Origin of the sequence: Siminovitchia fordii DSM 16014 = CIP 108821 (genome assembly GCF_000374565.1) — a bacterium.
GTDB lineage: Bacteria > Bacillota > Bacilli > Bacillales > Bacillaceae_C > Siminovitchia > Siminovitchia fordii.
In genome coordinates this window covers 63,889-75,239 of the sequence record NZ_KB894702.1, presented here as the reverse complement: position 1 = coordinate 75,239, position 11,351 = coordinate 63,889, and the positions used below count along the sequence as shown (strand labels likewise).

Annotated in this window: 10 protein-coding genes; 1 reads left to right on the top strand and 9 read right to left on the bottom strand. The window is 35.9% G+C overall.

Going from position 1 to position 11,351, the window contains the following annotated elements:
- Positions 1-339 precede the first annotated feature (339 nt).
- Entirely contained in the window at positions 340-1,620 is a 1,281-nt protein-coding gene (locus tag C509_RS0118260) for an MFS transporter (RefSeq protein ID WP_018708376.1), read from the top strand.
- A gap of 384 nt (positions 1,621-2,004) precedes the next feature.
- Here the strand turns inward: C509_RS0118260 and tagU are convergent, their stop codons facing one another.
- The 9 genes from tagU to C509_RS0118215 form a co-directional block, all read right to left on the bottom strand.
- Complete coding sequence (tagU, locus tag C509_RS0118255; RefSeq protein WP_018708375.1) at positions 2,005-2,925, bottom strand: polyisoprenyl-teichoic acid--peptidoglycan teichoic acid transferase TagU; 921 nt, start codon at positions 2,923-2,925, stop codon at positions 2,005-2,007.
- Between the two features lie 383 nt (positions 2,926-3,308).
- Positions 3,309-4,520, bottom strand: coding sequence for a hypothetical protein (locus C509_RS0118250; protein WP_018708374.1), 1,212 nt, complete (start codon positions 4,518-4,520; stop codon positions 3,309-3,311).
- Between the two features lie 15 nt (positions 4,521-4,535).
- Entirely contained in the window at positions 4,536-5,699 is a 1,164-nt protein-coding gene (locus C509_RS0118245) for a DegT/DnrJ/EryC1/StrS family aminotransferase (RefSeq protein ID WP_018708373.1), read from the bottom strand.
- 25 nt (positions 5,700-5,724) lie between these two features.
- Complete coding sequence (locus tag C509_RS0118240) at positions 5,725-6,348, bottom strand: acetyltransferase (protein WP_018708372.1); 624 nt, start codon at positions 6,346-6,348, stop codon at positions 5,725-5,727.
- Positions 6,345-6,947 carry a sugar transferase gene (locus C509_RS0118235; RefSeq protein WP_018708371.1) on the bottom strand — a complete coding sequence of 201 codons (603 nt, stop codon included), beginning with the start codon at positions 6,945-6,947 and terminating at the stop codon, positions 6,345-6,347. The genes C509_RS0118240 and C509_RS0118235 overlap by 4 nt, the downstream gene beginning before the upstream one ends.
- 68 nt (positions 6,948-7,015) lie before the next feature.
- Positions 7,016-8,260, bottom strand: a complete 1,245-nt coding sequence (locus tag C509_RS0118230; RefSeq protein ID WP_018708370.1) for a glycosyltransferase family 4 protein — start codon at positions 8,258-8,260, stop codon at positions 7,016-7,018.
- Positions 8,261-8,267: 7 nt separating this feature from the next.
- On the bottom strand, positions 8,268-8,984 hold the full coding sequence (locus C509_RS0118225) for an N-acetyltransferase (protein WP_018708369.1): 717 nt from the start codon (positions 8,982-8,984) through the stop codon (positions 8,268-8,270).
- A 68-nt stretch (positions 8,985-9,052) separates the two neighbouring features.
- Positions 9,053-10,165, bottom strand: a complete 1,113-nt coding sequence (locus C509_RS0118220) for a DegT/DnrJ/EryC1/StrS family aminotransferase (protein ID WP_018708368.1) — start codon at positions 10,163-10,165, stop codon at positions 9,053-9,055.
- Positions 10,166-10,192: 27 nt separating this feature from the next.
- On the bottom strand, positions 10,193-11,317 hold the full coding sequence (locus C509_RS0118215; RefSeq protein WP_018708367.1) for a glycosyltransferase family 4 protein: 1,125 nt from the start codon (positions 11,315-11,317) through the stop codon (positions 10,193-10,195).
- Between the last annotated feature and the right edge of the window lie 34 nt (positions 11,318-11,351).

Below are 11,351 nucleotides of genomic sequence, written 5' to 3'. Positions count from 1 at the left end.
TATTCTTTTTTGTCTGATCGGTTTCTCCGGATTGAAATCTTCCATGTCGGAATACTTTTTCACCGTCCGCCGATCTACCCCCATCTGCCGTGCTACTTCTGCATAGCTGCGACCTTTTGTATTCGTTTCGTATCTGATATAATTAACTTCAGCCATTGCTAACATCTCCTATACTACCTCCTGTAAAGATATGCCCAAACAGGAGTGTATGTATTTTTTCGGATGTTGGCAAGTGGCCTTTTTTATGTACATAAATTAGCTGCCGTTTCCTACATTTCTAGTGTGCCATAAACATTCCTATTCTTTACTTATTTCGCAAAGGCAAAGGAGAGAGGAAGTATGAAACGTTCTCAAGCAAGGTGGTTCTTTATAGCACCATCTATTTTTTTCCTATGGGCAGTTGGAAATTTGGACAAGGTCGGCATCTCGGTCATTGTAACAAACGATGACTTTTTACAAAGTATGGGGTTAGATGGGAAATCAACTGAGATTGGTCTTTTAATGACAGGCTTTACAATATTATACGGGCTTTCGAGTGCTTTTTGGGGCTATGTTGTAGATCGAATTGGACCGCGATTCACAGCAATCATAGGACTGATTATCTGGACTGTGAGCTTAATCATGGGAGGGTTAGCAGGCAGTTATGGTTCATTAATAGCTTCGAGGGTCATTTTAGGGTTAGGGGAAGGAATCATGTTCCCTATGACAAATAAATTTATTGCGCAATGGTTTCATCCAAAAGAATTAGGAAAAGCACAGTCCTCTTGGGTATATGGGCAATATCTCGGTCCGGCTTTAGGAATTCCCATGCTTGTATGGCTCATTTCTATATCAAGTTGGGAAGTCTCTTTCTTTGCTTTGGCTGGGTTTTCCTTATTGATTAACCTGCCTCTTATCATCTTCCTTACACGCGATACACCCGCGCAGCACTATGCTGTGAACAGTTTAGAACTGGAGTATATAGAAAGTGGGAAAACAGCAAAGTCAAAAGAAGTCCAATTGAAGAGTAATTTTCTGAAAGATAAACGCTATTGGTTGGTATGCCTTGCCTTTTTGATGATTACAGTATTATTTTACGGAATCAGCTTTTGGATGCCAACCTATTTAGAGAAAGCTCGTGGATTCTCCTCCTCTGAAATGGGATCGTTAACCTCATTGTCATGGCTTATGGCGATCATTGCCGTATTTATATGTGGAATCATAATAGATAAAACACGCCGTCCGGCATTGATCGGAGCTATTATTTTTATAATATGCGGATGCTCCCTATTAACCACTTCATTAATATCAAATGCAATCATCGCTGCAGTTATGCTTGGCATTGCATTGGCATGTGTTGCCAGCCAATTGCTTGTTAGCCAACTTTTAATTGTTAAATATTCAAATCCGAAAGATACAGGTAAAGCTGCTGGAATTATGGGGGTACTGAATATTGTAGGGGGATTTGTAACAACGATCATGGGTTATATAGTGGACAGTACTGGAGGAAATTATAATATTGCCCTACTCTTCTTGGTTCTGTTTCCTTTCATTGGGGCACTTAGTTATGCCGGATTATTCCGTAATGAAAAACAAGATCTATCCATTACAACATTAACTAATACGACAAGCCTCAAATAATCAATAAACTAATGGTTTAACGTCGTATAAGTGTTTAAAAAGCATTTCTATTGATTATGACACGATATATCAGATTTGGACTAGAGCAGAAATGAAACCATGCTAAAGATCATCTGTACAAGCAGATCCTGTTTTTTCTTGAGAGAGTCGAAAGAGCTATTCTATGATTGAAATGGCGGAAAATATTAGAGTTAAATTGGATTGCTGTTTATTCATGGGTATCTGTGGTTGGTATTCACAGATCTTGGAGTATTTAGGAACTCATATTTTGAGCACTTTAGCGGGCAATCAGTAGTTTCCTATAAGAAAAACGTCCTTAAATGTGCAATCAGGCGAGTTTATGTTCTCGCCTGATCTATTTACTACTCTTAGTATCTATTTTCCTTATAACCCTAAATGTTCCTTCAAACGGTTTTGGATTTTTGTGCGCTCCTCTTCAGGAACGATATAATACCAAATGCCGTCAATTTTTGCTCCGCTTCCCTCGATTTGCAGTTGTTCAACATGTTTTCGTGCTTCACTATAGTTCTTCTGAATACTCTTCATCTCATCGAAGGAGATGTTTGTCTCTACGTTGTTGCCGACAGCTTTCAGCATATCATCGTACTTCCATAAGGTAGAAACGTTCGCTCCTTTTTTGATGACACCTTGAATGACTTGGCGCTGCCGCATTTGGCGGCCAAAGTCGCCGCGAGGATCCTCTTTACGCATACGGCTGTATTTTAAAGCTTCCTCACCGTTTAAGGAGATTTCTCCTTTTGGAAAATGCGTAGCACTCACAGAAAAGTCCAAATCATTATTGACCGTGATTCCGCCAACAGCATCAACAATTTCCTCAAAACCTTCCATGTTCATCTTTACATAGTAATCGATAGGAATATCCAAATATTTTTCAACTGTATTCATAGACATTTCTATTCCACCGAAAGCATAAGCATGGTTAATTTTATCGTCAAACCCTTTTCCAACAATCTCCACGCGGGTATCACGGGGAATGCTCAGCATTTCCATTGATTGTTTTTCAGGATTAACTGTGATGACAATCATTGTGTCTGAGCGGCCTTTGTCCCCTTCTCTTTCATCAACGCCAAGCATCAGTACGGAAAAAGGCTCTTTCTTCTTCAACTCAAGGTCAGACGGTCTTTCCACTACGGGCTCACGATCAAGTGGAGCGTGTACACTTTTCGCCGTCTTTTGAAGATTATGGTAGATGGAGTAACCATATGCTCCTACCCCGACAATGCCTATTAGAATTAATAAAAGAATAACTTTTAACCAGGTTCTTTTTTTCTTTGTTCGGCCCATATGTATTTCCCTTCCAATTTTAAAATTTATAATTCTTGTCTTCTAATTATACTAGATAGTAATGATGAACAATGTAAATTCGTACAAATCGGTCCAACATTAAATTGACTAAGAAACAGTCACTGACCATAGAAGAATCAGTCACCTCGCACAGTAGAGGATGCTTATAAGGTGAACAAATCGATATAAATTTCGAATTAAGAAGTCAAGGACAGTCTCAGCTGTTTAGCTGTCATTTTCATGTCTCCTCCTGTCAGAGAATGTCCTCTTTCCATATGGATTGCAGTGACTACCCATTAACCAAATAAAGTTATTCCATTCTACCTTAATCTGACATTTAAACAAAGTCTATTTTCTATTGACGTATGTCCACAAAAAACAGTTTAATTATTTAAGTGCTTTTTTGTAGATAAGTATAATGCAATAGAATACAAATCATTATTTGAGAATCCTTCTTTGTAGTAAATTCCTTCATAAATAGGCTCTAAATCATCTAATACCTTTTCATCATACAAACCTAAAAAAGACCATCTTAGTGCTGAAAAGTAATAGTCATTTTCTTTTGGGGTATAATAAATTTGTTGTTCATCATTTTTTTCATGAATATATTTTCTTACCCTGGGAGGGTTTTGGTTATCAACTATTTTAAAAACGATATTCTTAAATTTTTTCATCTCTTTTTGACTAAAGACTTTAAAGCCAGCTTCTTCATGGAGAAGGTATATCCCATATGTAGTGAGTTCACCATGACTGATATCTTCCCAGTTCTGAGCATTATGGTTATCCCAGTAACTCCAATAATATGAATCATGCTCCTTATCATATTTGACCAACGAATTCTTAAAATAACGAAGACTTTTTTCAATTCGATTAGTATATTTTCCTTCTCCAGAAAGCTTATCATAGAGGCCACAAGCAGCTAGGTATGCAAATATTCTATTAGGGACTCCAATTTTATTAGCTTCTGAAACAACCCCTTCTCCATATGGATGACCGTAATAAAAGCCTTCAGTCTGGGAAATATCTCTCCACATACCAGGCTGATTATGAATGGCTAAGGCCCTTCCACTTTCTTTCAGAAATTTACTTGCAGATTCTTTGTATTTCATAATGTTATCTTCGTTAACAATATTAACAAACCTTAATACAGGGATAATGATCATTCCTGTATGAACAGGATAAGTATAATTAAATCTACCTTTTGTATAATACCCTCCATCTGACCAAGCAGGTAAATATAAACCAGAATTCGTAAAACTTTCTATTTTTAACTTCTCGTCTGTTTGTGAAAAAACATACTCAATTTGCGGAACGAGCAGGCCCAAATATTTTTCATCGCCTGTTGCTTTGTACATTTCCATTAAAGAATTAGCAACATAGCTCCAGCCCCACGCATACTCATGCCCCTTAAACTGTTTTCCTTGTTGAGGAAAATTTTTTATTGACCAGGATGATTTTATATACAAATCATCGTATAGTTTCGGAGTAATTAGTTCTTCGCTATCTTTATCTAAGTTTTTGTTATTTAGTATAGCTACTGATCCGAACAACAATAACAATAAAAGTAAAGGTATTACTAGCTTTTTTCTATTCATTGATTTAAAAAACCCTTAACTTGTAATAGTCAATTCATTGAACTTTTGCTTAATTACATTGATAACACGGTCCTGTTCTTCCTTTTTCATATTAGAGCCCGAAGGAAGACATAGACCCCTTGCGAATAAAACCTCTGATATTACAATATTATCATTGTGTGAATAAAAATCAGTCCCTTTAAATAATGGCTGTAAGTGCAACGGTTTCCACAATGGACGGGCTTCGATATTTTCTTCTCCCAGTGCATTAATTATTTCATATGGTGTAATTGGAATTGCTTTTGGATCAACCAGCAAAGTAGAGAGCCAGCGGTTAGAAAAAGTACCTTCCAGTTCTGGCATAAATTCAACTCCTTCAATTGATCCCAAGTTTGAGACATAGGTTTCAAATATTTTGCGTCGTGCAGACACACGATCATCCAAAACTTCTAATTGAGCGCGTCCGACTCCTGCCAAAATATTGCTTAGGCGATAATTGTAACCTATTTGGCTATGTTGATAATGCGGCGCTGGGTCTCTAGACTGTGTAGCCAAAAATCTAGCTTTTTGAAGAGCCTCTTCATCGTTAGAAACGAGCATACCTCCTCCTGAGGTAGTAATAATCTTATTACCATTAAAAGAGTATATTCCAAACTTCCCGAAGGTTCCACTCTTTTTCCCGTTATATAGTGATCCCAAGGATTCAGCCGCATCTTCAATAATTGGAACATTATAACTCTCACATAGGCTAACAATATCATCCATTTTCGCACTCTGCCCGTATAAGTTTACTACTATCACTGCCTTCGGAAGTTTGCCTTCCTTCTTGGCATCAGAAAATGCTTTTTGTAATGCAACTGGACTCATATTCCATGTTTCTGGTTCAGAATCAATAAACACTGGTTCCGCACCTTGATAAAGGATGGGATTAGCACTCGCTATAAATGTAAATGTTGAGCAGAACACCTTGTCGCCTTTTCCAACTCCTAACAGCTCCAACGCTAAATGAATAGCAGCAGTACCGGAACTTACAGCAGCCGCTCCTTTTGAACCAACATAATGTGCCAATTCATGTTCAAATGCATCGACATTAGGACCTAAAGGAGCAATCCAGTTCGTTTCAAACGCCTGATTTATATACTTTTGTTCATTTCCACTCATATGAGGAGGGGAAAGGAGGATTTTCAATTGATTAGACATATTCTCATCTCTCAATCTAATAATATTACGTTATGATTTTAGCAGGTACTCCAACAACCGTAACTTTGGAAGGAATATCACTTACAACGGTTGCACCTGCACCTACCATCGACCAATCTCCAATTTTAATATTAGGAATGACAGTAGCACCAGCACCTATTTGGGTACCTTCCCCTACATATACATTGCCTGTTAATACGGCTTTTGGAGAAATGTGAACATAACCATTAATTTGATTATCATGTTCAATAACTGAAGAACTGTTGATTATGACATGCTCTCCAATTACAGTATCTGCATTGACAACACAGTTAGGCATAATAACCGACCCTCTACCAATTTCAACTGATGGACTAATAACCGCAGTAGGATGTTTTAAAATAGCAAATTGAACTCCTATATCATCCAACATCTTTCCAACTTTCTTTCGTACACTATTGTCCCCGATCGCTATGTTAAAGTAAATCTCCTTTTCACTACATAAAACATTTGCATATGAGATAGGAGCGTAAATAATTTTATCCTTCTGTGTAGGTTTGTCGTATTTATCATCCAATAAAGCGTAAATTTGATATTCTTTTGAAGCAATAATGATATCTTTTATAACTTTGCTGTGCCCACCTTGGCCTACTATTACTATCTTCTTCATTTATGAACGCCATCCGTCCCAGTAAACTTCTCCATCGTTATATTTTCAGCTTGGTTGATGCCTTCAGACTTAAATACTTTTAATACTGTTAAAAATAATATTTTAAGATCTAACCAAAATGTACGGTTATCTACATACCAAACATCTAATTCAAACTTTTCTTCCCATGTAATTGCATTTCTACCATTAACCTGTGCCCAACCAGTAATCCCTGGTCTAACAGCATGTCGCCGTGCTTGTTCCGGTGTGTAAAGGTCTAAGTACTCCATTAAAAGAGGGCGCGGACCAACTAAACTAATATCCCCTTTTAAAACATTAAACAGTTGAGGTAATTCATCCAAGCTCAGTTTTCTTAGAAAACGCCCAAATTTTGTAAGGCGTATATGATCAGGCAATAACTCACCATTTTCACTACGTTCATTTGTCATCGTTCTGAATTTATAAACAAAGAAGGGTTTTCCGTTTAGACCAGGACGTTGCTGTTTAAAAATAATTGGAGATCCAAGCTTAATTCGAACTAAAATTGCTGTAAGAGCAATAATTGGAGATAAAATGATTAAACCGATAATTGAACATGTGATATCCAAGAAAACTTTCATTTATAACACCCATTCATTTTACATGCTTGTTAAATATTTTATTTATTAACTAACTACCTTTTAGCTATCTAGTTTTGATTGTATCTCTCAAGATCAGCCTCCATAACCCTTTGCAACTGAGCTGAAAGCTTTTCCCATGAATACCAGGAAGAAACGTAGTTTTTTAACTGATGACTGTCGTACCGCATTTTATCTCTATCGTTTTTATAATCCATAATTATTTTCGATAGGATATTTAGGTTTTGGGAAGCGTGAATTCCTCTTACTTCTTTAAAATTACCAACTGTAGATGGGTTCGCTACCATCATAACAGGAAGTCCTGCAGCCATATAATCATATAACTTATTCATACTAAACCCCCATTTATATAAAGGGGAGTCTTTCATAGAAATAATACTTAAATCAGCCTCGCATAATATCCCGGGTACATCTTCTTTTGGTACAGAAGAATGAAATGAAACATTACGAACATTTTTTTCTATAGCCTTTAGGCGGATTCTTTCTTTTTCAGGTCCATCTCCTACCATCAAAAGATGAATATCTTCAACTTCTCTTAACATTTCTATCAAGTCAATTACAGGATCTAAATGGTTAGCTATGCCATGAGATCCCAAATATATAATTTTAAACTTATTTTCTAACCCTTTAAAAATTCGTTCTCTTGCATTTGTTTGTCTAGGGGTTTTAAATCTGTTTAATTCAGCTCCATTAGGTATATAAACTACTTTTTCTTTTGATATTCCTTTTGATTCTACATAAGCAGGGGCTTTATCGAATAGTACTATAATCCTATCAGCCTTTGTATATAAGTATTTCTCAAGCTTATAAAGCATTTTAACCACGGGGTTTTTTTCAGAGACTTTTCCGAAATCCACAAATGTTTGCGGCCATAGGTCACGTTCTTCAAAATAATATAAACAATTAATTCTTTTAGAGATCTTATAACCAACTAAAGCAGCTAATGGATGTACACTTGAACCAATAACAAGATCTGGTTTAGTATTTCTTAGTACTTTCAGAGCATAATTATAACTTTTAAAAGAATAACTTAGGATATTCTTTACCCTAGCCTGAATACCTCCATAAGATGGTGTCCGAATCCAAACAAATTCAACCCCATTTAAAATTTGGTGGCTGTAATTTTCATCCGTATCCGTAAATATTGTTTCTTCGCGTGTAAAATGATTAAAGGATGAGGCAAAAATAGTGACTGAGTGTCCACTCTTTACAAGTTCTCTCGCAAGGTCATAATGCCTGGTACCACCACTTGATGCGGGACTAATTGCGTAATGGTTAAATATCCATATGTTCACCTATACATCACCCTTGATTCCTTAGCAGTTGATTTTCAGGTACATTTCTAATTTTTTTTGCAGGTGACCCTACTACTAGATCTTCCTTTTGAACATCATTAGTCACAACACTAGCAGCGGCAACAGTCCCATCTTCGTGAATTACTTTTCCAGGTAGTACAGTTGCATTTGCTCCAATGCGCCCCCCTGTTTGAACCGTGACCCCTTTGAATTTGTCAAAGCGCTCTTTACTTCTTCCCATAAAATTATCATTAGTTGTAACTACACAAGGGGCAATAAAAACATGATCTCCTAATTCTGAGTACGCAGTAATGTAGCAATTTGTTTCTAATTTACATCTAGATCCAACTTTACAATCATTTTCTATAGCAACTCCCCGTCCAACAATCGTTCGTTCACCTACAACAACACGTTCACGAATGGTAGCTAGGTCCGCAACGAAAACTTCATCAGCAATTTCAGCTTTCGCATATATGATAGAAGAGGTACCAATAGTTACTCCATTGCCAATAATTGTAGGTGGCAATTTTTTTGTTTCAGGAAGAATAGATGCCTTTGCCCTGGTAGGCTGCTTGCCAATTACTACATTATCTTGGATGATTACATTATTTCCAATTTGCGTTCCATCATAAATAACTACATTATTCCCTATGATGATATTCTCTCCAAAAACCACATTCTGTCCAATAATAACATTTTGTCCAAGTTGTATAGAAGACGTCATTTTACTCTCTCCCAACAAAAAAACCATCAAAAAATTGTCTGATGGTTTTTTAGTTTACTATTTTTTTATTACTGTTCATAGAATTCTACTATTTTGTCTATTACATAGTCTTGCTTTTCTTTTTCGAGTTCCGGATACATAGGCAATGACAATGCTTCCTTAGCGGCTTTTTCTGCGTGTGGTAAATCTCCCTCTGAATAGCCTAAACTACTAAACACTGGTTGCATATGAAGGGGAATTGGATAATAAATCATTGTAGCAATCCCTTGTTCTTTCAAATATACCTGCAAATCATCTCTGTTAGGAACCCTTAATGTGTACTGATGATATACATGATAATTCCCTTCTTTTTCTATAGGGGTGGTCACTACACCATTTAACTTATCATTCAAGTTTTGGGTGTAATAATTTGCCCTTTCACGTCGTGCCGCTGACCATTTATCTAAATAAGGGAACTTTACATTTAAAATAGCTGCCTGTAGTTCATCCAGCCTGCTATTATAACCTAAGACGTGGTGATGGTATTTTGGTTTACTTCCATGCACACGGATTACTCTTGCATTTTCTGCAAGCTCCTCGTTATCCGTAACAATCATTCCCCCGTCTCCATATGCTCCTAAATTCTTTGTAGGAAAAAAGCTATACGTAGCTGCTGTTCCTAATTCTCCTACGGTCTTTCCATTTTGTTTAGCTCCAATCGCTTGTGCAGCGTCTTCAATTACAACTAGATCATGTTTGGATGCAATTTCATTAATAGCCTCCATATCTGCCATTTGTCCGTATAAGTGAACTGGGATAATTGCTTTTGTTTTACTCGTAATAGCTGCTTCTAGTTTTTCTGGATCAATATTAAATGTAGTTGGGTCAATATCTACAAAAACAGGTGTTGCATTGGCCCTTGCAATAGCTCCACCCGTTGCAAAAAAGGTAAAAGTAGAAGTTATGATTTCGTCCCCTTCTCCAACACCGGCAGCTTGAAGAGCGATATGAATAGCGTCAGAGCCATTACCAACACCCACTCCGTAGTGGACATTACTAAATCGTGCAATATCGGATTCCAGTTTTTTTACATTTTCGCCTAAAATAAATTGAGATGACGTTATAACCTCATCAAGCTTTTCAACAATCTCTTTACTAATAGTTTTATATTGACCTGATAAATCTAACATTCTAATATTCATTAAAAATAGCACTCCACCTTTTAAAACTTATATGAGTTTTTCATAAATGTTTTTATATTTTTCAGCAACCTTACTCCAAGTAAATTGGATTGAACAAGCCTTACAATTATTTAAGATGTAATCTTTTTTATTTTGAATTAATTTTATTTTTGTTACTATATCTTTAGCATTCATAGGTTCTACAGCATATCCAACCTGTCCCTCTGAAAATAATCCATAAATCCCTTGCCCTCTAGAATAAATAACCGGGACCCCTCTGGACAAGGCTTCAATATATGAAATCCCAAAGGTTTCCTGTTTCGAAGGTAATACAAATACATCTGTTTGGTCCATTAATTCAATCAATTTATTACTGTTTATTTGCCCATGAAAAGTTAAGTATTTATCTATCTTTTTTCTTTCCGAATACCTCTCTAGCTTTTCCTTTAAAGGACCATCTCCTGCTATATGTAAATAATAGTGCTCCTCATTTTTATTTAACTCCACCATTGCTTTTAAAACAGTTTTTAGATTTTTGTTCTTATCAATAGTTCCAGTAAATAGCAATTGGTTTTTTGATGTGACTCTATTGATTTCTGGTTTTAGGTTGAACCAAATATCACTAATTCCGTTCGGAATAACGTGTACTTTATTTTTGATCTTTTTTACAAATTTATCTGGCAATAGATTAAATGTTTTTTCTTTGTATGCATTTGATATAAAAATTATAGATTCAGCATCTAGTAAAACTTTCATAATAAAACGTCTTAAGTGCAATCCGAATTTATAAAAGACATTAATGTCAGTACCCCTTACACTAAGAATGTATTTTATGCCAAACTTCTTTTTTAATTGATAGGCAGTTCCTCCATCACTATATAATGTATGAGCATGCATAATATTAATGGAGGACATATCTTTTATATAACCTTGTACTCGAGCAGTTTGCATTTTAATTTTTTCTTTATATAAAAATCTGTGTTTTTGTTTGAGTATGTTGTCATAATAGAGTTTGACGTTAGGGTGAAAAAAATAATTTTTATTGACTAACTCTCTGTTTCTAACTGGGACATAAATTTCTTGATTGAGAGAAGAATCCTTAGATAATTCTTGGAATAAATTTTTATAAAGCTTGTTGCCAATATAATAAGAGCACAAATGCAAAATATTCATTTAAGGGTGATCCTCACCTTCCCTTAATATTATT